This window comes from Actinokineospora auranticolor (assembly GCF_041897805.1).
Lineage (GTDB): Bacteria > Actinomycetota > Actinomycetes > Mycobacteriales > Pseudonocardiaceae > Actinokineospora > Actinokineospora auranticolor.
In genome coordinates, this window is the sequence record NZ_CP154825.1 from 5,497,674 (window position 1) to 5,520,626 (window position 22,953).

The following is a 22,953-nucleotide window of genomic DNA, read 5'->3' on the forward strand; positions in this document are numbered from 1 at the left end:
AGCTCGATGGGCAAGTTTCCTGCCCGATTTCGGGCAGGAAACTGGGTCAGCTGGGGGTGACGAACCCGGACTCGTAGGCCGCGATCACCGCCTGTGTCCGGTCGCGCGCGCCGAGTTTCGCCAGCACGTTGCCCACGTGCGTCTTGACCGTCTGGAGGGTGACGAACAGCCGCTCGGCGATCTCGGCGTTGGACAGGCCGGTCGCCATCAGCCGCAGCACCTCGGCCTCGCGCTCGGTGATGCCCGCGAGCCGCTTGTGCGCGGTGCCCCGGCCCGCGGCCAGGGCCCGGATGGCGGCCGGGAACAGCAGCGACTCCCCCTCGGCGACGACCCGGATCGCGCGCACGATGTCGGCGGCGCGGGTGCGCTTGAGCAGGAACCCGCTCGCGCCGACGCGCAGGGCGTCGTAGACGTAGTCGTCGTTCTCGAAGGTGGTGACGACGATGACCTTGGGCGGGTCGGGGTGGGCGACGAGCCGCCGGGTGGCGTCGATGCCGTCGACGCCGGGCATGCGCACGTCCATCAGCACGACGTCCGGGGCCAGGTCGGCGACCAGGGCGGGCACCTCGGCGCCGTCGGCCGCCTCGCCGACGACGCGCAGGTCGGGCTCGGTGTCGATGATCATCCGCAGGCCGGTGCGGATCAGGTCCTCGTCGTCGACGAGCAGCACGGTGGCGGTCACGCGTACCGCCCGAGGGGGAGCCGGACCCGGACGACCCAGCGGCCGTCCTCGGGCCCGGCGGTGATGTGCCCGCCGAGCACCTCGACCCGTTCGCGCATGCCCACCAGTCCCTGTCCGCCACCCGCGCGCGGCGCGCGGACCCGGTCGCCGATCGGGTTGTCGATCTCCAGCTCGACCTCGGCGCCGACGTCGAGCCGCAGTCCCACCGGGACGGTACCGGCGTGGCGCAGCGCGTTGGTCAGGCACTCCTGGACGATCCGGTACGCCTCCCGGGAGACGGCGGCGGGTGGGGCGTCGAGGTCGCCCGCGAGGTCGGCCGTGACCTCGGCGCCCGCGAGCCTGGTGCGCTCGAGGAGGCCGGGGAGGTCTTTGAGGGTCCACTGTGGAGTCTTGGTTGCCGGGTCGGCGGCGCGCAGCAGGCCCAACACGTGGTCGAGGTCGGCAACGGCGGAACGCGCGGAGTCCTCGATGGCGGCCAGCGCGCGTTCGACGAACTCGGGTTCGGTGTCCAGCACCCGCCGGGCCGCGGCGGCCTGCACGGTGACCACGCTGAGCGCGTGGCCGACGGAGTCGTGCAACTCCCGTGCGAGTCGGTTGCGCTCGGCCAGTTGTCCGGCCCGGTGTTCCAGCCAGGCCAGCCGCTCGTGGGTGGAGGGGCCGAGCAGCCGCGGCGCGGCGCGGGTCAGCGCCGCGCCACCGAGGGTGGCCAGGTGGAAGATCAGCAGCACGGCCCCGATGCCCACGAACGGCACCCAGGCGGCCTGCCAGCCGTCACCGAAGCGGAGCGGGCCGCCGAGGAAGTTCAGCTCGCCGGTGTAGGGGACGGTGAACGCGACCACGGCGGCGGGCGGCACGGCGAGGGTGAGGCCGCTGACGATGGCGCCGGTGACGAGGTGGGCCAGGAACCAGAGGGCGAAGCGCCACCGGGCCGACCAGGACGGGGCGGGGGCCTGTTCGGGAACCTTGTCCCCCAACAGTTCCCGCGCCGCCGCCACCTCGACCACCCGGACGGCGGGGATGAACGCGATGACGACCACGAACAGCAGGGAGAGCAGGCTGGTCAGCGGGACCACCAACCACATCGGCCAGCCGGTGGTGGCGGGCGGGATCACCGTCCCGGCGGCGAAGGCGCAGGGGGTGAACAGCGCGCCGCCGAGCACGAGGTGCGCCCACCGGCGGTAGGTGCGGGTCTGGAAGACGGGCCCCAGTAGTCCTGCCATGGGTTCGATCGTGACAGGCCCGCGGTCGCGGCGACTCCCGCTCGAGGACGATTCGGCAGGGCTACCATCGCCGGGGTGGAGATGATCACGCATAGCCCGACCGAGGGTGTTTACCCGGCCACCGCCGACTACGCGCACGCGGTGGAGGTGCGTGGGGCGGAGCGGTTGTTGTTCGTGGCGGGGACGATGGGGTTGGACGCGGCGGGGCGGCCCGGGGCGGGGTTGGCGGAGCAGTTGGACCTGATCTGGGACAACATCCGGGCGATCCTGGCCTCCGCCGGGATGACGGTGGACAACATCGTCCGGCTGACCAGCTACCTGGCCGACCCCGACCACGCCGAGGCGAACGCGGCGGCGCGGGTCGCCGCGTTGGGCGGCAGGCCGGTGCCGACCACGGCGATCGTGGCGCGGACGCTGGTGCGCGAGTGGCTGGTGGAGATCGAGGTCATCGCGGCGGGCTGAGGGGGCGGTCGCTCGCGCCGAGGACGGCGGAAGGACGTGGCGGCAAAGGAAGCGGCCCGGTGGGAGTGTTGGCCGGGCAACAGCGGTCAAAGCCGCCATCGCGGTGAGTCGATGGGCTCGACCCGGTGGCGAACGCGGCGGGTGGGCAAGGCGGGTTGGTGGCCTGGGGGCGAGCCGAGGGGCGTCCGCGTCATCGCGCGTGGGTGTGGGTGGCGGTGCGGAGTTCGGCGAACTTGGTGGCGAAATCCGGCAGTTGGTAGTGGGCGTTGAGGCCGCTGGGGTTCGGCAGGACCCAGACCCTGGCCGACTCCAGGGGTTCCGGCTGTTCGCCGAGTACCGCCTTCGGCTCGCCGAACGCGGTTCGGTAGGCCGTCACGCCGACCACCGCGAGGATGTGGGGGACGTGCTCGGCGACCAGCTTCCGCAGGCGGATGCCGCCCTCCGCCAGCTCGTCGTCGGTCAGCTCGTCCGCGCGGGCCGTGGCGCGGGCGACGAGGTTGGTGACGCCCAACCCGAAGTCCGGCAGCAGGTCCTGCTCGTCCGGCCGCAGCAGGCGGGGGGTGAGGCCGGACAGGTGCAGGGCGGGCCAGAACCTGTTGCCCGGTCTGGCGAAGTGGTGGCCGGTGGCCGCGGCGTACAGGCTCGGGTTGATCCCGCAGAACACGATATCGAGGCCGGGGGCGATGACGTCGGGAATGGTCTGGTCCTTTGCCGCGGCAAGCTCGGCGCGCGTGGGTCGGGGCACGCCCATCATGGGACCACTCGGGTGATCATCTCGGCTACCGGCGAAGGTTGTGCGGGGCGGGTTCCCCGAGGTGTGACGCCGCTCGCTTAGCGGACCCCGGGGTGGATCGTCTACAAACGGGGACGATCCACCCCGAGGCGGCGAACTAGACCGTGAAACCGAGGGCGCGCAGCTGTTCGCGGCCGTCCTCGGTGATCTTCTCCGGGCCCCACGGCGGCATCCAGACCCAGTTGATCCGGAAGTCGTCCACCAGGCCGCCGCCGGTGAGGGCGGCGCGGGTCTGGTCCTCGATCACGTCGGTCAGCGGGCAGGCGGCCGAGGTGAGGGTCATGTCGATGGTGGCGGTGTTGTCGTCCTCCACCCGGATGTCGTAGACCAGACCGAGGTCCACCACGTTGATCCCCAGCTCGGGGTCGACCACGTCGCGCATGGCCTCCTCGAGGTCGTCGAGGGTCGCCAGGTCCGCCCGCGGCTGCTGGTCGGTCATCCCCGCGGCACCGCGCTGGACTTCTTCTGCACTCATCGGCTTGTCTCCTCAGCAGCCTTGGCGGCGGCGTCCTTGAACGCCATCCACCCCAGCAGGGCGCACTTCACCCGGGCCGGGTACTTGGCCACGCCCGCGAAGGCGATGCCGTCCTCCAGCACGTCCTCGTCCGGCTCGACCGCGCCCCTGGCGTGCATCAGCTCCTGGAACGCGTCGAACTTCGCCAGCGCGTCAGCCAGGGACCGGCCCACCACCAGGTCCGTCAGCACCGACGTGGACGCCTGGCTGATCGAACAGCCCTGCCCCTCGTACGACACGTCCGCGACCGTGCCGCCGTCGAGCCGCACCCGCAGCGTCACCTCGTCGCCGCAGGTCGGGTTGACCTGGAACGACTCGGCGTCGAACGGGTCGCGCAGGCCGCGGCCGTGCGGGTTCTTGTAGTGGTCCAGGATGATCTCCTGGTACATCTGCTGCAGCTGCATCAGGCCACCCCGAAGAAGCGCTTGGTCTCCCGCACGCCCGCCAGGAACGCCTCGACGTCGGCCAGGTCGTTGTAGACGTAGAAGCTGGCCCGCGCCGACGCGGGGACGCCGAGGCGCCGGTGCAGCGGCCACGCGCAGTGGTGCCCGACCCGCACGGCCACGCCCTGGTCGTCGAGGACCTGGCCGACGTCGTGCGGGTGGATGCCGTCCACCACGAACGACACCGCGCCGCCGCGGTCCACCCCGTCGGCCGGGCCGACCACCCGCACGCCCGGGATCTCGGCGAGCCCGTCCAGCGCGGCGACGGTGAGCGCGTGCTCGTGCGCGGCCACGCGGTCCATGCCCAGCGCCGACAGGTAGTCCACGGCCGCGCCGAGCCCCACCGCCTGCGAGGTCATCGGCGTGCCCGCCTCGAACCGCTGCGGCGGCGGGGCGAACGTCGACCGCGCCATCTCGACCGTCTCGATCATCGAGCCACCGGTGAGGAACGGCGGCAGCGCCGCAAGCAGCTCACGGCGCCCGTAGAGCACGCCGAGCCCGTACGGGCCGAGCATCTTGTGGCTGGAGAACACCGCGAAGTCCACGCCGAGCGCAGCGAAGTCGACCGGCGAGTGCGGCACCGACTGACAGGCGTCGAGCACGGTCAGCGCGCCGACCTCCCGCGCCTTGGCGACCAGTGCCGCGACCGGGTTGACCGTGCCGAGCACGTTGGACTGGTGCGTGAACGCCAGCACCTTCGTCCTCGGCGTGACCAGCGAGTCCACATCGGACAGGTCCAGCCTGCCCTCGTCGGTGACGGCGAACCAGCGCAGGGTCGCCCCGGTGCGCTGCGCGACCTGCTGCCACGGCACCAGGTTCGCGTGGTGCTCCATCTCGGTGACCACGATCTCGTCACCGGGGCCGAGCACGAACCGCGCCGCCTCCGGGCCCGCGGTGGCCGCGTTGCCCATCGCGTACGCCACGAGGTTGATCCCCTCGGTGGCGTTCTTGGTGAACACCAGCTCGTCGGCGGAGGTGCCGACGAACGCCGCGATCCGCGCGCGGGCGGACTCGTAGGCGTCGGTGGCCTCCTCGGCGAGCTGGTGCGCGCCCCGGTGCACGGCCGCGTTGTGCGTGGCCAGGAACGCGCGCTCGGCGTCGAGCACCTGGTTCGGGCGCTGCGAGGTGGCCCCGGAGTCCAGGTACACCAACCGCTTGCCGTCGCGGACGGTGCGGCTCAGGATCGGGAAGTCGGCGCGCAGGGCGTCGACGTCCAGCGGTGCGGTCACGGCGGTCACTTCGACCGGCCCCCCTTCTGGATCGACTTCTAACCCGACTACAACGCGATCAGACGCCCGCGGCTTCCGGCGAACCGGTGTACTTCACGTAACCCCCGGCCTCGAGCTGGTCGGCCAGCTCCGAGCCGCCGGACTCGACGATGCGGCCACCGGCGAACACGTGCACGAAGTCCGGGGTGATGTGCCGCAGGATGCGGGTGTAGTGGGTGATCAGCAGCACGCCGGACTCGCCGGACGCGCGAAACCGGTTGACGCCCTCGGACACCACGCGCAGCGCGTCCACGTCGAGGCCGGAGTCGGTCTCGTCCAGGATGGCGATCTTCGGGTTGAGCAGGGCCAGCTGCAGGATCTCGTGGCGCTTCTTCTCACCGCCGGAGAAGCCCTCGTTGACGCTGCGCTCGGCGAAGGCGGGGTCGATCTCCAGCTCCTTCATCGACTCCTTCACCTCCTTGACCCAGGTGCGCAGCTTCGGCGCCTCGCCGCGCACGGCGGTGGCCGCGGTGCGCAGGAAGTTCGACATCGACACGCCCGGCACCTCGACCGGGTACTGCATCGCCAGGAACAGGCCCGCGCGGGCCCGCTCGTCGACGCTCATCTCCAGCACGTCCTCGCCGTCGAGGGTGACCGAGCCGCCGGTCACCTCGTACTTGGGGTGGCCCGCGACGGCGTAGGACAGGGTGGACTTGCCGGACCCGTTCGGGCCCATGATCGCGTGGGTCTCGCCTGCCCGGACGGTCAGGTCGACGCCCTTGAGGATCTCCTTGGCACCGTCGTCGGTGGCGACCGAGACGTGCAGGTCCTTGATCTCCAGGGTGGCCATGGTGGTTGCTTCTCCAGTCGGGTGTGGCGAAAGTCAGTTCAGTTTCCGGGTGACGTCGACCAGGACGTCGTCGCCGTCGACGGTGACCGCGTACACGTCGACGGGTTCGGTCGCGGGCGGCGCGGAGGGGGCGCCGGTGCGCAGGTCGAAGCACGACCCGTGCAGCCAGCACTCCAGACCCCTGCGGGTCAGCTCCCCCTCCGACAGCGCGACCGCGGCGTGCGAGCACTCGTCGCGCAGGGCGTGGACCTCGTCACCGCGGCGCACCAGCACCACGGCGACGCCGTCCACCTCGACCGCGAGCGGCTTGTCGACGTCCAAATCGGACAGTCCACAAGCCCGCGTCATACCCCGACGGCTTCCAGTTCGGCCTCGATCGCGGCCTCCAAGCGCTCGCGCACCTCGGGGACCTGGATCTTCATCAGCAGTTCGTGGAAGAAGCCGCGCACGACCAGCCGCCGCGCCTGCGCCTCCGGGATGCCGCGGGCCTGGAGGTAGAACAGCTGCTCGTCGTCGAAGCGGCCGGTCGCGCTGGCGTGGCCCGCCCCGGCGATCTCGCCGGTCTCGATCTCCAGGTTCGGCACCGAGTCGGCGCGGGCGCCGTCGGTGAGCAGGAGGTTGCGGTTGAGCTCGTAGGTCTGCGTGCCCTCGGCCGCCGCGCGGATCAGCACGTCGCCAACCCAAACTGTGTGCGCGGCTGTGTCATCGGCCCCCCCACCGCCTTGCAGAGCGCCCTTGTAGACCACGTTGGACGTGCAGTTGGGCACGGCGTGGTCGACGAAGGTGCGGTGCTCGAAGTGCTGGCCCGCGTCGGCGAAGTAGAGCCCGTTCAGCTCGACCTCGGCGCCCGGACCGGCGAAGGCCGCGGTCGGCGAGACCCGGACGACGTCGCCGCCGAGGGTGACCGCCGTGTGCCGCAGCACCGCGTCGCGCCCGATCTTGGCGTGGTGCGCCGAGACGTGCACCGCGTCGTCCGCCCAGTCCTGGATGGACACCACGGTGAGCTTCGCGCCGTCGGCCAGCACGAACTCCACGTTGTCGGCGTACACACCGGAACCGCGGTGGTCGAGCACGACCACGGCCTCGGCGAACGCCTCGGCGCGGACCTGCACGTGCCCGTAGGCGACCTTGCCCGCGCCCGGACCGGTCACCGTGACGGTGGTCGGCCCCGACGCGCGGGTCTCCTTGGCCACGGTGAGCACCGTGGCCGCGGTGAACGAGCTGTACGCCTGGGCCGCGACCCGGTCGGCGGGCACGCCGCCCTGCCCGAGCCGCGCGTCCCCGCGCGCCACCGACTCCACGGTGACCTCGGCGGGCGCGTCGACCTCGACCGACGCCGCCCCCGACGCGGCCGCACCGGTGTGCAGGCCTGCCAACCGCTTCATCGGCGTGAAGCGCCAGATCTCCTCGCGCCCGCCCGGCACCTCGAAGGCGTCGACGTCGTACGAGGTGAACCACTCCGCCCGAGACGACTCGGGAGCGGCCTTCTTCTCAACAGCGGCGGTCATGTTTAGCCGACCGCTCCTTCCATCTGCAGCTCGATCAGGCGGTTGAGTTCCAGGGCGTACTCCATGGGCAGCTCGCGCGCGATGGGCTCGACGAACCCGCGCACGATCATGGCCATGGCCTCGTCCTCGGTGAGGCCGCGCGACATCAGGTAGAAGAGCTGGTCGTCGCTGACCTTGGAGACGGTCGCCTCGTGGCCCATGGCCACGTCGTCCTCGCGGACGTCCACGTACGGGTACGTGTCCGACCGGCTGATCTGGTCGACCAGCAGCGCGTCGCACTTCACCGTCGACTTGGCGTGGTGGGCGCGCTTGTTGACCTGCACCAGACCGCGGTACGAGGTGCGGCCGCCGCCGCGGGCCACCGACTTGGAGATGATCGTCGAGGAGGTGTGCGGTGCCATGTGGACCATCTTGGCGCCCGCGTCCTGGTGCTGGCCCTCGCCCGCGAAGGCGATGGAGAGCACCTCGCCCTTGGCGTGCTCGCCCATCAGGAACACGGCCGGGTACTTCATGGTCACCTTGGAGCCGATGTTGCCGTCGACCCACTCCATGGTCGCGCCCGCCTCGGCCTTGGCCCGCTTGGTGACCAGGTTGTAGACGTTGTTCGACCAGTTCTGGATCGTGGTGTAGCGGCAGCGCGCGCCCTTCTTGACCACGATCTCCACGACCGCCGAGTGCAGCGAGTCCGAGGAGTAGATCGGGGCGGTGCAGCCCTCGACGTAGTGCACGTAGGCGTCTTCGTCGACGATGATCAGCGTCCGCTCGAACTGGCCCATGTTCTCGGTGTTGATCCGGAAGTAGGCCTGCAGCGGGATCTCGACGTGCACGCCCTTGGGGACGTAGATGAACGAGCCGCCGGACCACACGGCGCCGTTGAGCGCGGAGAACTTGTTGTCCCCGTGCGGGATCACCGAGCCGTAGTACTCCTCGAACAGCTCCGGGTGCTCCTTGAGCGCGGTGTCGGTGTCGAGGAAGATGACACCCTGCTTCTCGAGCTCTTCGTTGATCTTGTGGTAGACCACCTCGGACTCGTACTGGGCGGCCACACCGGCGACCAGGCGGGCCTTCTCCGCCTCCGGGATGCCCAGCTTGTCGTAGGTGTTCTTGATGTCCTCCGGCAGGTCCTCCCAGGACTGGGCCTGCTTCTCGGTGGAGCGCACGAAGTACTTGATGTTGTCGAAGTCGATCCCGGACAGGTCGGCGCCCCAGGACGGCATCGGCTTGCGGTCGAAGAGCCGCAGCGCCTTGAGCCGGGACTCGAGCATCCACTCGGGCTCGTTCTTCTTGGCCGAGATGTCCCGGACCACGGCCTCCGACAGGCCGCGCTGGGCGCTGGCGCCCGCGACGTCCTTGTCCGCCCAGCCGTACTCGTACTTGCCGAGCGTCGCCAGGGTCTCGTCCTGGGTGAGCGGCTGGGGTGTGGTGGTGCGCTGCTGCGCAGCGGCAGTCATAGGGACTTCCCTCCATCCGGAACGTTCCGCGCCGACGCGCCCGGGAGCGGCGTGTTCGGCACGTGTGTGGTGCAGGCGGCGTCGCCGCGGGCGATCGTGGCCAGCCGCTGCACGTGGGTGCCCAGCAGGTCGGCGAACGCGGCGGTCTCGATCTCGCACAGCTGCGGGAACTCGGCGGCGACGTGCGCCACCGGGCAGTGGTGCTGGCACAGCTGCTCCCCCGTGCCGACCTCCCGGGTCGACGCGGCGTACCCCTCCCTGGTGAGCGCGGTGGCCAGGGCCTCCGCGCGCCGAGCGGGGTCTTCGGGGGTGGTGACCGCTTCGCGGTGCCGGTCGACCAGGGTGGCCACCCGGCGTTCGGCGAACGCGCGGACCGCCTGTTCCCCCCCGCTCTCGGCGAGGAAGCGCAGCGCGGCGACCGCGAGGTCGTCGTAGGCGTGGCCGAAGCGGGACCGGCCCGCCTCGGTCAGCAGGTACAGCCTCGCCGGTCGGCCGCGGCCCCGGCTGCCGAGGCGGGGAGCCTCGCGGGTGCTCGCCTCCCCCTCGGCGACCAGTGCGTCCAGATGCCTGCGGACGGCGGCGGGGCTCAGGCCCAGCGCCTCGGCGATCTCGGCCGCGGCGACCGGACCCCGTTCCAGCAGCAGCCGGGCGACACCGCGGCGGGTGCGACCGTCGGCCTGCTGCCCGGCCGCGGCGGGACCGTGGCCGGTCTCCTCCGGGGCCCGAGGAGCGGGGGCGGTGTTTTTCACAACGCGAGTGTGTCCTATTTACCGGCCGGAGGCAAAGAGGGGTGTAGCCAGGGGTGAACTGGGCCACATCCGGCCCGGCGCGCCACAGCGTTTCCGCAGTTCAGAGCGGGGGTGGCGGTTCACTGGCCGAGCTCGACGGCGAGCTGCCGCTCGGTGACCAGGGTGCTGCCGAGGAGTTCGCGGGCGTTCGAGCCGAAGGGTATCCCGTCCGCGCGCAGCGCGGCGCGGAAGGCCGCCACCCCCGCGGGCACCCGGCGGGCCTGGGCGAGCAGGTCCGCGGCGGAGGCGGCGTCGCCCCGGGCCGAGGCGGCGCGGGCAGCGGTGCCCAGCACCACCCGCCGCACGGCCGGGAGCGGGTTCGCGCGCAGCAGCCGCCGCCGCGGGTCGACGTCCTCGGCGCCGGTGTCCGCGACCGCGGCCATGGCGGTGCCCATCCGCGCGTCGATCGACTCGAACCGCACGACGGCCGCCATCGCCGCGATCCGCGCCCGGTCGCGCTGCCCGAGCCCGCCGTGGACCACCGCCTGCCGCATCGCCAGTGCGCCCATCGCGGCCACGTGGGCGCGCACGCGCGGGGAGCCACCCGCGCCGACCTTGGCGCCGCTCGCGCCCGCGATGGCCGCGCCGCCGATGTCGCGGACCCAGGCGGCGGTGAGCAACCGCTCGGAGAGGTCGAGCAAGACTTCCGGTTCGGCGCGCAGGAACGGGACGGGGCGGTAGTCCGGGGTGATCGAGCGGAGGGCCAGCGCGCCGATCGCGCCCGGGAGGGAGAAGTCCGGTCCGGGGCGCACGACGGCGTCGTCGAGCCAGGTGACGATCTCCCGCGCGCGCCGGTTCTCCGTGGCGGCGGCCAGCGCGGCCGCGTCGACCAGTTGCCGGTCGACCCGTGACTCGCGCACCGACAGCGCCTGCGCCAAGACGGCCGCGAGCACCCCGAACACGGCCAGTGGCAACACGTCCGGTGTCGGGTGGAAGACGCCCGCGCACAGGAACAGCGGCGCGAGGAGGAACACCGCCGCGCGGGTCACGGCGAACAGCGGGAGCCGCGACGCCCTGGCCACCGTGGACTTCCAGGTCGGGAGCGGCAGCGCGGTGCCAGGCAGAGCAGGAACACGAGGAGGAGCAGGCGGTACCCGGCCCAGCCGGTGAGCGCGGGGGTGCCCGCCCACCGGACGGCGATCTCGGCGCCCACCGGGCTCGCCGCGAGCACCGCGCCGACCAGGACCAGCGTCGACTCGCTCGCCCGCAGCGACATCCGGTGCGCCCGCAGCAACCCGCTCCGGGCTCGATCGGCCAGGAGCAACTGCCCGCCGAGCAGCACGGCGCCCCCGATCCGCAGCGCTTGGTCGGCGGTGGTCGCACCCGACGGCGGGACGACCAGCACGGCGACGACGGGCAGTGCCGGGGCGAGCAGCGTGGCCACGCGCCACCGGCTGTCCTGCCACCGGTGCGGCACGCCCACCACGGTCACGAGGTACGCGGTCCTGGTCACGCGCTTGTGCTCGGCCAGGGCGCAGCCCGCCAGCAGCGGGATCACCACCGCCGTCAGCAGCACCGGGTCGGGGTCGCGGATCAGCGCGAGCGTGACGATCCCGGCGAACAGGCCCGGTCCGAAGAGGAACGCGACCGTCGACAGGACCAGCACCACGGCGACCGCCCAGCCGGTGCCCGACCGGACCAGGTCGACCAGCGGGCCCGGCGCGGCGACGACCGCCACGCCCGCGAACAGCTCGACGAACCCGCGCACCGCGCGCACTCCGGTCCAGTCGAGCCCACCGAGCCCGCGACCGAGCGCCACCAGCCCCGCGACCCCGGCCAGCACGACCGACAACGCCGTCGGATCCGACACGTGAGCCCCCAACCGGACGGTCGATCGAGCGGTCAGTCGGTGCCCGGCCCGCTCCCCCGGTGCGCGGCGACCTGGACCACGTGCGCCAGCTGCCGCTCGGTGGCCAGTGTGGCGCCCAGCAGGTCGCTCGCGTCCGCGCCGAACGCGATCCCGTCGGCGCGCATCGCCACCCGGAAGTCCTCGGCGCGCGCCGGTTGCACCGACCGCAGCAGCGCGGCCGACGCGGTCTCGTCGCCGCGGTGGAAGGCGAGGCGGGCGGCGGCGACGGCCAGCACCCGCTTGGCGGCGGGCGGGAGGTCGTCGTGTTCGGCGAGCATCCGCGCGGGCTCGTAGCCGTAGGGGCCGTCCGGCGAGTCGGGGTGTTCGACCAGCCGGGGGCCCGCGGCCGCGGACAGTTCGACCGCGGTGTCGACGACGGCCGCCATGGCCAGCGCGGTCGCGAGGGTGGCGCCGATGGCGTCGAAGGTGTCCACGGCCTGGCGGGCGGCGGCGCGCGCGGCGTCACCGTGGTCGAGTTCGCCGAAGACCTTGGCCTGCCACATCGCCAGGTCCCCCACCGCCGCGGACTGGGCCCGCGACCGCGAGACCGCGGTCTCCGGCGGCGACTTGGACACCACCCGCTCGAACGCGGTCGACACCAGCACCGTGGCGAGTTGGAGGCACTGGTCCGGTTCGACGCGGGGGAACGGCAGCGGCACGTAGTGGGCGTCCACGGCCCGGTGCGCGAGCGCGCCGACGGCGTCGGGCAGGGAGAAGTCGGGCACCGGCCGGTCGACGGCGTCGTCGAGCCACCGCTCGACCGCGTGCTCGCGGGAATCCTCCGGCAGCGCCATCAGCAGCGCGGCGTCGAACACCTGCCGTTCGACCAGCAGCCTGCGCGCCCCGAGGACCTGGACGAACGCGGCGGGCACCGGGAGCAGCACCGAGAGCGGGAGCAGGTCGGGCTCGGGGTGGAAGACCACCGCGGCCAGGGACAGCGCGACCAGGGCGGTCACGACCGCGCGCAGCAGGATCACGGCCACGACCAGGGCGTTGCCCGGGACGCGGGTCGAGTAGGCCCGCAGGACGGCCAAGTGGACCACGAACACCGCGGCGAGCAGGCCGTACCCGAGCGGGCCGGTCAACGCGGACGTGTCCACCCAGTCCGTGACGACCGACGCGCCGACCGGGCTCGCGGCGAGCAGTGCCAACGCCACGGCCAACGTCGATTCCGTCGCCCGGAGCCGCCGGCGGTAGACGCGCAGCAGCCGGTACCGGGCGCGGTCGGCGGCGTACAGCTGCGCCCCGAGGATCACGGCGACGACGACGCGCGACACCCACTCCGCCGCGCTCGCCCCCGGCAGCGGGACCGCGAACACGGCGACGAGCGGCAGCACCGGCGCGACCGAGGCGACAAGCCGCCACCACGTTCCCATCAACCTCTCGTCCCGCCCGGACGCTCCGATCAGGAGGACGGCCGTCCGGGTCAGCGTGAACTGGTTGTGCAGCGCGCAGGCCAGCACGCCCGGGACCACTACGGCCGCCAGCCACACCGCGTCCGGTGTCTGGATGAGCGTGGCGGTGAGCAGCCCGACGAGCAGGCCCGCGCCGCAGAACCCGAGCACCGCGGCGCCGACGACCACGGCCCACACCCACCCGGGGTCGGCGCCGACGAACCGCACCAGGTCGTCGGCGCCGCAGAACCCGAGCACCGCGGCGCCGACGACCACGGCCCACACCCACCCGGGGTCGGCGCCGACGAACCGCACCAGGTCGTCGGAGAACAGGACGAGCAGGAGCGCGGCGGCCAGCTCGGCCCAGGTGGTGACCCTGCGGTACCCGTCCGCCGCGCAGTCCAGTTGGCCGAGCCGGGTGCCCAGCACCGACACCCCCGCCGCGACCGCGAGCGCGACCGACACCCACGACGCCTCGACCACGGTTCCCCCTCACCAGTGGACTACCGGGGCAGTCGACGCCGGTGATCTTGCCGTTACCCGCCCACCGGTGAATCACACCGGGCGGCCCGGCGGGTTCCGCGCACTGGCGATCAGCGGTCCGCCCACCCCGCTACCCTTCCCGACGTGGTGGTGGGAGACACGGGACGGCGGGCACGGGGGCGGTGGCCCGCCGGGGTGGAGTCGGGTCCGCTCGACGAGCGCGAGCGCAAGCAGCTCGACGTGGTCCGCCGCTTCGGCACCGTCGGCTCGCTGCTGCTGACCATCGGCTCCCTCGGCGCGGGCGCGGCCCCGGTGTTCAACCCGGTGTTCCGGCTGCCGGTGCTCGGCCTGTTCAGCCGGATGACCACGGTGTCGCTGGCCTTCGCGTTCACCGGCGTGTTCATGATCGTGCTGGCCTGGCTGGCGCTGGGGCGGCTGTCGCGGCCGGGCCGCGAGCGCGCGGTGTCGGTCCCGCAGATGGCGCGCACGCTGGTGATGTGGATCGCGCCGCTGGTGTTCACCGTGCCCAGCTTCAGCCGCGACGTCTACAGCTACCTGGCGCAGAGCGAGATCGTCGCGCTCGGCCAGGACCCCTACACCGTGGGCCCGGCGCAGGCGCTGGGCGTCAACCACCCGCTCACCCAGGGCGTGCCGACGATCTGGCGGGACACCCCGTCGCCGTACGGCCCGCTGTTCCTCACCCTCGGCAAGCTCATCAACTGGCTGACCGGCGACCACGTCGTGATGGGCGTGGCCGCGCACCGGCTGCTCGCGCTGCTGGGTCTCGCGATGATCGTGTGGGCGCTGCCCCGGTTGGCCCGGCGGTTCGGGGTGAGCCCGGTGAGCGCGCTGTGGTTGGGCGCGGCGAACCCGCTGGTGCTGTTCCACCTCGTGGTCGGCGTGCACAACGAGGCGCTGGCGATCGGGCTGATGCTGGTCGGGTTCGAGCTGGCGCTGAGCCGGATGCCGCGGGTGACCCCGGACGGGCCGTTCCCGCCGTGGCAGCGCGGGGAACTGCTCTGGTACGCCGTCGGCGCGGGGGTGATCACGCTCGGCGCGGCGGTGAAGATCCCGGCCGCGCTGGCGCTGGGCTTCCTCGGCGCGATGATCGCGCGCCGGATGGGCGGCACGTGGAAGCAGCTGGCGGCGGTCGCGGGCGGGTTGTTCGTGGTGTTCGCGGTGGTGCTGACCGCGACGTCGCTGGGCAGCGGGCTCGGGTACGGCTGGGTCGCGACGCTCAACACCGCGTCCACGGTCAAGAGCTGGATGGCGCCGATGACCGCGCTCGGCTTCGGCGCGGGCGGGCTGGGCATCGTCCTGGGGCTGGGCAACCACATCGACGCCGCGATCACCGCGAGCAGGCTGGTCGGCACCGTGATCGGGCCGCTGATCACGGCCAAGCTGCTGGTCGACAGCTTCCGCTGGAAGCTGCGCCCGCTCACCGGCCTCGGCGTCGGCCTCGGCGCGGTGCTGGTGTTCGGCGCGACCGTGCAGCCCTGGTACCTGCTGTGGGCGGCGGTGCCGCTGGCCGCCGCCGCGGGCAACACCCGGTTCCGCACGGCGGCCATGGTGATCAGCGCGGGCCTGGCGGTCGCGCTCGGCCCCACCGGCTCCGGTTTCGACGGTCGGGTCTTCGTGCTCCCTTACGCCTACATCGCCGCGATCACCGTCACCGTGGTCGCCGCGCTCGCCTGCCGCCGGTACGCGCCGCGCGGCGAGCGGGCGCCCGCCGCGTCCGTGACGCCGCGCACGCCTTAGGCTTCCCGCTTGTGAGCACGCCCGCCGTCGAGGTGTCCGACCTGGTCAAGAGCTACGGGCCGACGACCGCCGTGGCCGGTGTCGGGTTCCGCCTCGACCGGGGCGCGGTGCTGGCCCTGCTCGGCCCCAACGGCGCGGGCAAGACCACGACCGTCGAGGTGTGCGAGGGCTTCCGCCGACCGGACTCGGGGCGGGTGCAGGTGCTGGGCCTGGACCCGGTCACCGAGGGCGCGGCGCTGCGGCCCCGGATCGGCGTGATGCCCCAGGGCGGCGGCGCGTACCCGGGGGTGCGCGCGGCGGAGATGCTGCGGCTGGTGGCCGCGTGCGCGGCGAACCCGCTCGACCCGGCGTGGCTGATCGACGTGCTGGGGCTCGCCGGGTGCGCGCGCACCCCGTACAAGCGGCTCTCCGGCGGCCAGCAGCAGCGGCTCTCGCTGGCCTGCGCGCTGATCGGGCGGCCGGAGCTGGTGTTCCTCGACGAGCCGACCGCGGGGATGGACCCGCAGGCCAGGCGGCTGGTGTGGGAGCTGGTCGGCGCGCTGCGCGCCGACGGCGTCGCGGTCCTGCTGACCACGCACCTGATGGAGGAGGCCGAGGCGCTGGCCGACCACGTCGTCATCGTCGACGGTGGCCGGGTGGTGGCCGAGGGCACCCCGGCCGAGCTGACCGCCGAGGGCCCGGACGAGCAGCGGCTGCGGTTCCGCGCCAAGTCCGGACTGGACACCGCGCTGCTGGTGGCCGCGCTGCCCGAGGGCTGCCGGGTGACCGAGCCGACCGCGGGCGAGTACCTGGTGACCGGTGTGGTGGACCCCCAGGTGGTGTCCACGGTCACCGCGTGGTGCGCCCAGCAGGGGGTGCTGGCCGAGGAGCTGCGGGTCGGTCGGCGCAGCCTCGAGGACGTCTTCCTGGAACTGACCGGACGGGAGCTGCGCTCGTGAGTGGACGGTTCGCCCCCGGCACCTTCGCCCCGGCGCCCGGCGCCGGGCGCCCGGTCCGGATGCTGCTCGCGCACGCGCGCACCGAGGCGTCGCTGACGCTGCGCAACGGCGAGCAGGTGCTGCTGACCCTGCTGATCCCGCTGGCCCTGCTGTTCGGGCTGACCCTGGTGCACGTCATCGAGCTGCCCGAGCCGCGGGTGGCCGCCGCGGCGCCCAGGGTGTTCGCGCTCGCGGTGATGTCCACGGCGTTCACCGGGCAGGCCATCGCGCTCGGGTTCGACCGGCGCTACGGGGTGCTCAAGCGGCTGGCGGCCACGGCGCTGCCGCGCTGGCTGCTGGTGGCGGGCCGGGTGCTGGGTTGCCTGGCGGTGGTGGCGCTGCAACTGGTGGTCCTGGCGGCGGCGGCGGCGCTGCTGGGCTGGTCGCCGTCGGCCGCCGGTCTGCTGTGGACGGTGGTGCTGGTCGTGCTGGGCACGCTCACCTTCGGCGCGCTCGGCGTGCTGCTCGGCGGCGCGCTCAAGGCGGAGGTCGTGCTGGCGCTGGCGAACGTGGTGTGGCTGGTGCTGCTGTTCGCGGGCGGGATCGTGCTGACCACCGACGCGCTGCCCGCCGGGATGGCGGAGGTGGTGCGGCTGCTGCCGTCCGCGGCGCTGACCGAGGGGCTGACCGCGGTGCTGGCGGACGGGACCGCGCCGCCCGCGTCCACTGTGGTCACGCTGCTGGTGTGGGGCGCGGGCGCGGGCCTGCTCGCCACGCGCACGACCAAACTCGTCTGAGCGTTCAACGAAACCCGTCGCGGAGAACGCGCTGCCGCCGGACGGGTCGTGGGGGGAGTAACCCGGCCGACGGCAGCTTCACCGGAAGACGGTGGGGGAGTCCGCCCTCCACCACGCATGGTAGTTCGCCGTGATCACCGCGTGGGCGGGTTTGGTGAAGAAGCGCCGACTATTTCTCCACAGCTTTCCCCAGTGGCCGCAACGGCGACTGTCGCCCGCCGCGGCGCTGGGAGAGCCACGGCACAGGGCGGTGGAGGCGCGCGGTGGCGCTCGGTGACCCGGGCCTACCATCAGCGGGTGCCGCTGGAAACGCTGAAGACCCGCCTCGACCGGTTCCCCGCGCCCGGCCTGGCCCGGCAGCGGACGATCGCGATCGCGGTGGTGGTGACCCAGGCGCTCATCGCGGTCACCGGCTCGGTCGTGCGGGTCACCGGCTCCGGGTTGGGCTGCTCGACCTGGCCGCAGTGCCAGCCGGGGAGCCTGGTGCCGGTCGACCACCCGGAGTTCGCCGCGCTGAACCAGTGGATCGAGTTCGGCAACCGGCTGCTGACCGGGGTGGTCGGCGTGGTCGCGCTGGCCGCGTTCGCGGTGGCCTACCTGACCAGGCCCCGGCGGCGGCACTACTTCCGGCTGGCGGTCGTGGTGCTGGCGGGGGTCGGGGTGCAGGCGGTGCTCGGCGGCATCACGGTGCGGCTGGACCTGCTGTGGTGGACGGTCGCCGTGCACTTCATGGTGTCCGCGGTGATGGTCTGGCTGTCGGTGATGCTGGTGCACGCCGTGCGCGAGGACGACGGCCCGGCCACGCGCAGAGGCCCGGCGGGGCTGTCGGGGCTGTTGACCGCGTCGGTGGCGGTGCTGACCGGGCTGCTGGTGGCGGGCACGGTGGTGACCGGCGCGGGCCCGCACGCGGGCGACCCGGAGACGCCGCGGCTGGCGCTGCCGGTGGAGACCCTGGCCCACGTGCACGCCGCGTTCCTGTTCGTCTACCTCGGACTGCTGGTCGGCGTGGGGGTGTTCCTCAAGGTCGGCGCGGTCGACGCCGCGCTGTGGCGGCGGTACGCCGTACTGGTGGGGGTCGTGCTGGCGCAGGGCACGCTGGGCTTCGTGCAGTTCTGGACCGGCGTCCCGGAGCTGCTGGTGTCGCTGCACGTCGCGGGCGCCATGTGCGTGATCGCGGCGACGGCGGCGCTGTGGTGCGCGACCTGGGAACGCCCCCTGGTCGAGGGCTAACCCCGGGTTCGAGCGGCCATCTTGGCGCGGTGCCGGGAGCCGATGCGGGTCGCCGCGGTGGTCTCGCGGTCCCAGTCGGCGGCCTCCAGACCGCTCACCTCCGCGACCAACGACTCCCCCGCCGCGGTGTCGGGCACGATGACGTCGCCCATGGTGCCGTCCTTGCCGACGAGCACCACGCGGGCACCGGCGCGGCCGATGTTCGCCACCACCGCGCGGGTGGGCGCGCCGTGCGCGGCGACGAACGCGGCGGCGGCGCGCGCGGCCCTGGTGTTCTCCTGTGCGGTCACGGGTCGAGCGTAGAGCGCGGGGGAAGCCCCCACCGGCCGGGAGTGAGCGCGCGCACTCCTGCATGCTGGGACGGCACCGCGCCCCGCGGGCGATCGGGCGGAGACTCGGGGCACCGATACGGATCTGGGAGGTCCTGTGGCCAAGGCGATCGTGGTGGCGGAGAACGGCGGCCCCGAGGTGTTGACCTACACCGACGTGCCGGAGCGCGCGCCGGGCGCGGGTGAGGTCGCGGTCCGGTCCGCGGCGGCGGGGGTCAACTACATCGACGTCTACCACCGCACCGGCCTGTACCCGCTGCCCCTGCCGCTCGTCCTGGGCCAGGAGGGCGCGGGCACGGTCACGGCCGTCGGGGACGGCGTCACCGGTGTCGCGGTGGGCGACCGGGTCGCGTGGACGGGGGTGACGGGCAGCTACGCCGAGCACGTCGTGGTGCCCGCGTCGGCGGCGGTGCCGGTGCCGTCCGGTGTGGACGACGAGACCGCGGCGGCGTTGCTGCTGCAGGGTTTGACGGCGCACTTCCTGGTCACGTCGTCCTACCCGGTCCAGGAAGGCGACACGGTCCTGGTGCACGCGGCGGCGGGCGGCGTCGGTCTCCTGCTGGTGCAGCTGGCGAAGGCGCGCGGCGCGCGGGTGATCGGCACCGTGTCCACCGCGGACAAGGAGCGCCAGACCCGGGCGGCGGGGGCCGACGAGGTCATCCGCTACACGGAGGAGGACTTCGTCGCGCGCACCCGGGAACTGACCGGCGGCGAGGGCGTCGCGGCCGTCTACGACGGCGTGGGCGCCACCACCTTCGACGGCAGCCTCGCGTCCCTGCGCCGCCGCGGCACCCTGGCCCTGTTCGGCGCCGCGAGCGGCCCAGTCCCCCCACTCGACCCCCAGCGGTTGAACAAGGCGGGGTCGGTGTTCCTGACCCGCCCCAACCTGGGCGACCACCTCGCCACCCCGGAGGAACTCCGGTGGCGCACCGGCGACCTGTTCGCCGCCGTGGAGAAGGGCACGCTCACCATCACCATCGGCGAGCGCTACCCGCTGGCCGAGGCCCGCGACGCGCACACCGCCATCGAGAGCCGCCGCACCTCGGGCAAGCTCCTGCTGATCCCGTAGTGCGACATCGGGTCGGGTCCGGGGCGGACGCGCGACCGCCCCGGATCAGGTCGGGTGGTTGAGCGAAGTCACCAGCTCGACCAGTTGTAGCCGGAACGCCTCGTAGTCGCGGACCGCGCCGAGGACTACGGGGTCTTCCCGTTCCGCCACCAAGGCTTCGGCGTGGACCTCCCGGCCCGCGGCGGTGATCGTGACGGTGGTGCGGCGGCGGTCCCGCTCGTCGGTGGCGCGGTCGACGAAGCCCGCGCGCAGCAGTCGGTCGACGGTGCGGCTCATCGTCTGGTCCGTGACCTTCGCGCCGCGGGCGAGGGTGCGTTGGGATTGGGGGCCCGCGTTGAGCAGGTGCAGGACTATGAGGCCCGCGTGGGTGAGGCCGCGGGTGCCGAGGTACCGCTCCCACGAGTGCTCGACCAGCCGCGCGGCTGTGGAGAGCAGGCGGCCGGTCGGCCAGGTCGCGATGGCGTCTGGGTCCACTGTGCCCTCCCGGTCGGTGTTAGAGTGCGCGAACGTTCAGCCCGCTGAACGAATCACCCCCGGTCACCCAAGGGACGCGCTCGATGACTGCCAACCGTACGCGCTGGATCTTCCCCGCTCTGCTCGTCGTCCTCTGGTTGGCCATCGGCGGTATCGGCGGGCCCTTGCAGGGCAAGCTGTCGACGGTGCAGCGCAACGACAACGCCGCGTTCCTGCCCGAGTCGGCCGAGTCGACCAAGGTGGCCGAGCTGCGCAAGGGCGAGGCCGGGGCCACGGCGCTGCCCGCGGTGCTGGTGTTCGAGCGGTCCGAGGGGCTGACCGGCGCCGACCTCGCCGCCATCGACACCGTCCTCGGCGAGGTCAAGGGGCTCGGGCTCCAGGCCGCACCGGTGGAGCGGGCCAAGGAGCAGCCGGTCCGGGCCGCGCAGGCCGTCGTGCAGCTGCCGACCGGCGGCGAGAAGCTGCGCGCGCTGGTGGCCGACATCCGGGCGACCTTCGACGCGCTGCCCGCCGGGCTTTCCGCGCACGTGACCGGCCCGGGCGGGCTGATCGCCGACTTCACCGCGGCCTTCGGCGGGATCGACGGCCTGCTGCTCGGCGTCACCGCCGCCGTGGTCGCGCTGATCCTGGTCGTGGTCTACCGCAGCCCGATCCTGCCGCTCGTCGTGCTGCTGACCGCCGGACTCGCGCTGTGCTTCGCGGTCGCGATCGTGTACTGGCTGGCCCGCGCGGACATCCTCACGCTCAACGGCCAGAGCCAGGGCATCCTGTTCATCCTCGTCTTCGGCGCCGCCACCGACTACGCGCTGCTGCTCATCGCGCGGCTGCGGGAGGAGCTGCGGCGGCACGAGACCGGCGCCGCCGCGATCCGCGCCGCGCTCAAGGCCGCCGCCGGGCCGATCGCGGCCTCGGCGGGGACGGTCGTGGCGGGTCTGCTGTGCCTGCTGCTGTCGGACCTGCGCTCCAACTCCAGCCTCGGCCCGGTCGCCGCGATCGGCATCGTGGCGTCGCTGGCCGCCGCGCTGACCTTCCTGCCCGCCGTGCTGGCGCTGCTCGGCCGCGCCGCGTTCTGGCCCTTCCGGCCGAAGCTCGGCGACACCGACCACAAGACGACCGGCGTCTGGGCGCGCGTGGCGGGTCTCGTCGGCCGCAGGCCCCGGTTGACCTGGGTGGTCAGCACGGCCGTGCTGCTGGTCGGGGTGGCGTTCCTGCCGCAGCTCAAGGCCGACGGCGTGGCGCAGAGCGACCTGTTCCTGACCGACGTCGACGCGGTCACCGGCCAGCACGTGCTCGCCGAGCACTTCCCCGGCGGCACCGGCTCCCCAGCCGTCCTGGTCACGGCGGCGGGCGCCGCCGACGAGGTCCGGCGCCTGGCCCAGGACACCGAGGGCGTGGCCGTCGCGGCACCGGCCCGGGCACCGCTCGCGGACGGCCGGGTCGAGGTCATCGCGGTGCTCAAGGACGCCGCCGACAGCCCCCAGGCCCTCGACACCGTGCAGCGCCTGCGCGACCGCACGCACGGCGTCGGCGGCACCCTGGTCGGCGGACCGACCGCGAGCCAGCTCGACGTGCGGACCAGCTCGCTGCACGACCGCAAGGTGATCATCCCGGTGGTGCTGCTGGTGATCTTCCTCATCCTGGCGCTGCTGCTGCGCGCCCTGCTCGCCCCGCTGCTGCTGATCGCCACGGTCGTGCTCTCGTTCGCGGCCACCCTGGGCGTCGGCGCGCTGGTCTTCAACCACCTGCTCGACTTCCCGGGCGCCGACCCGAGCGTGCCGCTGTTCGCCTTCGTGTTCCTGGTGGCCCTGGGCATCGACTACAACATCTTCCTGATGACCCGGGTCCGCGAGGAGGCCGCGCACCTCGGCACCCGCGACGGGACCCTGCGCGGCCTGTCGGTCACCGGTGGCGTGATCACCTCGGCCGGGGTGGTGCTGGCGGCGACCTTCGCGGCGCTGTCGGTGATCCCGATCCTGTTCCTGGCGCAGATCGCGTTCCTGGTCGCCTTCGGCGTGCTGCTCGACACCCTCCTGGTCCGCTCGCTGCTGGTCCCGGCGCTGACCGTCGACATCGGACGCCGGATCTGGTGGCCGGGCGAGGTCGGCCCCGGGACCCGCTGACGAGCTACCGCACCGGCTCGTACGTCATGACCAGGGCGCCTGAGTCGAACGGCACGGTGCGCACGGGCCGCAGGTCGACGTACTTCGCCAGGCCCGCGAACAGCGACGGCCCGTGGCCCACGATCCTGGGGTGCACCACGAACTCGTACTCATCGATCAACCCCAGCTCCGCCAACGCCATCGGCAGCCGCACGCCACCGACGAACAGGCCGTCGCCCGGCTCCGCCTTGAGCCGCCGCACGGCCGCGGCCAGGTCGCCGCGCACGAGTTCGGCGTTCCAGTCGACCCGCTCCAGGGTGCTCGACACGACGTACTTGCGGGCCGCGTCGATCGTCCGGGCGAAGGGCTCCATCCACCCGGGCCGGGCCCCCGGCGCCGCGGCGGGCCGCCACGCCGACTCCATCATCTCGTAGGTGGTCCGGCCGAACAGGAGCGCGTCGGCCCGCGCGAGGTTCCCGGCGTGGTGGCGGTGCAGTTCCTCGTCCGGGGTGATCGTGCGGTGGTCGCAGCACCCGTCCACGGTGAGGTTGATGGAGTACCTGAGGGGTCGCATCGCGCGAGGCTACCCGCGGGCACCGACAACGCCCGGAAACGCGAAACCGGCGGCGTGCCCG

At 73.3% G+C, this 22,953-nt stretch carries 24 protein-coding genes; 7 read left to right on the forward strand and 17 right to left on the reverse strand.

The annotated features are described in order from the left end of the window. Window positions 1–46: 46 nt before the first annotated feature. Together V5P93_RS23905 and V5P93_RS23910 are read right to left on the reverse strand one after the other, a co-directional pair. On the reverse strand, window positions 47–682 hold the full coding sequence (locus tag V5P93_RS23905; RefSeq protein ID WP_104480094.1) for a response regulator transcription factor: 636 nt from the start codon (window positions 680–682) through the stop codon (window positions 47–49). Next, on the reverse strand, window positions 679–1,902 hold the full coding sequence (locus tag V5P93_RS23910) for a sensor histidine kinase (protein WP_104480095.1): 1,224 nt from the start codon (window positions 1,900–1,902) through the stop codon (window positions 679–681). The genes V5P93_RS23905 and V5P93_RS23910 overlap by 4 nt, the downstream gene beginning before the upstream one ends. A gap of 81 nt (window positions 1,903–1,983) precedes the next feature. On the opposite strand from V5P93_RS23910, the gene V5P93_RS23915 reads away from it, so the two are divergent. Next, window positions 1,984–2,364, forward strand: a complete 381-nt coding sequence (locus tag V5P93_RS23915) for a RidA family protein (protein WP_245931354.1) — start codon at window positions 1,984–1,986, stop codon at window positions 2,362–2,364. 190 nt (window positions 2,365–2,554) lie between these two features. Here the strand turns inward: V5P93_RS23915 and mug are convergent, their stop codons facing one another. The 12 genes from mug to V5P93_RS23975 all read right to left on the reverse strand — a co-directional run bounded on the left by mug (window position 2,555) and on the right by V5P93_RS23975 (window position 13,645). After that, window positions 2,555–3,109 carry a G/U mismatch-specific DNA glycosylase gene (mug, locus tag V5P93_RS23920; RefSeq protein ID WP_245931355.1) on the reverse strand — a complete coding sequence of 185 codons (555 nt, stop codon included), beginning with the start codon at window positions 3,107–3,109 and terminating at the stop codon, window positions 2,555–2,557. A gap of 145 nt (window positions 3,110–3,254) precedes the next feature. Next, complete coding sequence (locus tag V5P93_RS23925; RefSeq protein ID WP_104480098.1) at window positions 3,255–3,632, reverse strand: metal-sulfur cluster assembly factor; 378 nt, start codon at window positions 3,630–3,632, stop codon at window positions 3,255–3,257. Continuing rightward, complete coding sequence (gene sufU, locus V5P93_RS23930) at window positions 3,629–4,075, reverse strand: Fe-S cluster assembly sulfur transfer protein SufU (RefSeq protein WP_104480099.1); 447 nt, start codon at window positions 4,073–4,075, stop codon at window positions 3,629–3,631. The genes V5P93_RS23925 and sufU overlap by 4 nt, the downstream gene beginning before the upstream one ends. Next, complete coding sequence (locus tag V5P93_RS23935) at window positions 4,075–5,352, reverse strand: cysteine desulfurase (RefSeq protein WP_104480100.1); 1,278 nt, start codon at window positions 5,350–5,352, stop codon at window positions 4,075–4,077. The genes sufU and V5P93_RS23935 overlap by 1 nt, the downstream gene beginning before the upstream one ends. A gap of 49 nt (window positions 5,353–5,401) precedes the next feature. Further along, entirely contained in the window at window positions 5,402–6,172 is a 771-nt protein-coding gene (gene sufC, locus V5P93_RS23940) for a Fe-S cluster assembly ATPase SufC (RefSeq protein ID WP_104480101.1), read from the reverse strand. Window positions 6,173–6,205: 33 nt separating this feature from the next. Beyond that, window positions 6,206–6,520, reverse strand: a complete 315-nt coding sequence (locus V5P93_RS23945) for a non-heme iron oxygenase ferredoxin subunit (RefSeq protein ID WP_104480102.1) — start codon at window positions 6,518–6,520, stop codon at window positions 6,206–6,208. Continuing rightward, a complete protein-coding gene (gene sufD / locus V5P93_RS23950) occupies window positions 6,517–7,680 on the reverse strand; it encodes a Fe-S cluster assembly protein SufD (RefSeq protein ID WP_104480103.1) in 1,164 nt (387 codons plus the stop codon). The genes V5P93_RS23945 and sufD overlap by 4 nt, the downstream gene beginning before the upstream one ends. 2 nt (window positions 7,681–7,682) lie before the next feature. Then, window positions 7,683–9,131, reverse strand: a complete 1,449-nt coding sequence (gene sufB, locus V5P93_RS23955; RefSeq protein ID WP_104480104.1) for a Fe-S cluster assembly protein SufB — start codon at window positions 9,129–9,131, stop codon at window positions 7,683–7,685. Continuing rightward, window positions 9,128–9,880, reverse strand: coding sequence for a metalloregulator ArsR/SmtB family transcription factor (locus V5P93_RS23960; RefSeq protein WP_104480105.1), 753 nt, complete (start codon window positions 9,878–9,880; stop codon window positions 9,128–9,130). The genes sufB and V5P93_RS23960 overlap by 4 nt, the downstream gene beginning before the upstream one ends. A gap of 119 nt (window positions 9,881–9,999) precedes the next feature. Next, the gene (locus V5P93_RS23965) at window positions 10,000–10,941 is read right to left on the reverse strand and encodes a hypothetical protein (RefSeq protein ID WP_104480106.1); all 942 of its coding nucleotides are present in this window, start codon (window positions 10,939–10,941) and stop codon (window positions 10,000–10,002) included. Further along, the gene (locus tag V5P93_RS23970; RefSeq protein ID WP_104480107.1) at window positions 10,905–11,729 is read right to left on the reverse strand and encodes a hypothetical protein; all 825 of its coding nucleotides are present in this window, start codon (window positions 11,727–11,729) and stop codon (window positions 10,905–10,907) included. The genes V5P93_RS23965 and V5P93_RS23970 overlap by 37 nt, the downstream gene beginning before the upstream one ends. A 32-nt stretch (window positions 11,730–11,761) precedes the next feature. Then, a complete protein-coding gene (locus V5P93_RS23975; RefSeq protein WP_104480108.1) occupies window positions 11,762–13,645 on the reverse strand; it encodes a hypothetical protein in 1,884 nt (627 codons plus the stop codon). A gap of 144 nt (window positions 13,646–13,789) precedes the next feature. Here V5P93_RS23975 and mptB point away from each other — a divergent pair, with 144 nt between their 5' ends. The 4 genes from mptB (at window position 13,790) to V5P93_RS23995 (ending at window position 18,347) form a co-directional block, all read left to right on the forward strand. Further along, complete coding sequence (mptB, locus tag V5P93_RS23980; RefSeq protein WP_104480109.1) at window positions 13,790–15,403, forward strand: polyprenol phosphomannose-dependent alpha 1,6 mannosyltransferase MptB; 1,614 nt, start codon at window positions 13,790–13,792, stop codon at window positions 15,401–15,403. Between the two features lie 11 nt (window positions 15,404–15,414). After that, entirely contained in the window at window positions 15,415–16,341 is a 927-nt protein-coding gene (locus tag V5P93_RS23985) for an ABC transporter ATP-binding protein (RefSeq protein WP_104480110.1), read from the forward strand. 59 nt (window positions 16,342–16,400) lie between these two features. Further along, window positions 16,401–17,117 (forward strand): ABC transporter permease, encoded by a 717-nt coding sequence (locus tag V5P93_RS23990; protein WP_104480273.1) that lies wholly within the window; start codon window positions 16,401–16,403, stop codon window positions 17,115–17,117. 297 nt (window positions 17,118–17,414) lie between these two features. Then, entirely contained in the window at window positions 17,415–18,347 is a 933-nt protein-coding gene (locus V5P93_RS23995; RefSeq protein ID WP_245931357.1) for a heme A synthase, read from the forward strand. On the opposite strand, the gene V5P93_RS24000 is transcribed toward V5P93_RS23995, so the two are convergent. After that, entirely contained in the window at window positions 18,344–18,637 is a 294-nt protein-coding gene (locus V5P93_RS24000) for a hypothetical protein (protein WP_104480112.1), read from the reverse strand. The two genes, V5P93_RS23995 and V5P93_RS24000, sit on opposite strands and share 4 nt — an antisense overlap. Window positions 18,638–18,773: 136 nt before the next feature. On the opposite strand from V5P93_RS24000, the gene V5P93_RS24005 reads away from it, so the two are divergent. After that, window positions 18,774–19,745: a quinone oxidoreductase gene (locus tag V5P93_RS24005; protein ID WP_181043575.1), complete on the forward strand. Its 972-nt coding sequence runs from the start codon at window positions 18,774–18,776 to the stop codon at window positions 19,743–19,745. Between the two features lie 45 nt (window positions 19,746–19,790). On the opposite strand, the gene V5P93_RS24010 is transcribed toward V5P93_RS24005, so the two are convergent. Next, window positions 19,791–20,219 carry a MarR family winged helix-turn-helix transcriptional regulator gene (locus V5P93_RS24010; protein WP_245931358.1) on the reverse strand — a complete coding sequence of 143 codons (429 nt, stop codon included), beginning with the start codon at window positions 20,217–20,219 and terminating at the stop codon, window positions 19,791–19,793. A gap of 83 nt (window positions 20,220–20,302) precedes the next feature. Between V5P93_RS24010 and V5P93_RS24015 the strand changes: the two genes are divergently transcribed. Continuing rightward, window positions 20,303–22,339: an MMPL family transporter gene (locus V5P93_RS24015; protein WP_104480113.1), complete on the forward strand. Its 2,037-nt coding sequence runs from the start codon at window positions 20,303–20,305 to the stop codon at window positions 22,337–22,339. A gap of 4 nt (window positions 22,340–22,343) precedes the next feature. Here the strand turns inward: V5P93_RS24015 and V5P93_RS24020 are convergent, their stop codons facing one another. Then, window positions 22,344–22,892 carry a dihydrofolate reductase family protein gene (locus tag V5P93_RS24020; RefSeq protein WP_104480114.1) on the reverse strand — a complete coding sequence of 183 codons (549 nt, stop codon included), beginning with the start codon at window positions 22,890–22,892 and terminating at the stop codon, window positions 22,344–22,346. Window positions 22,893–22,953 lie beyond the last annotated feature (61 nt).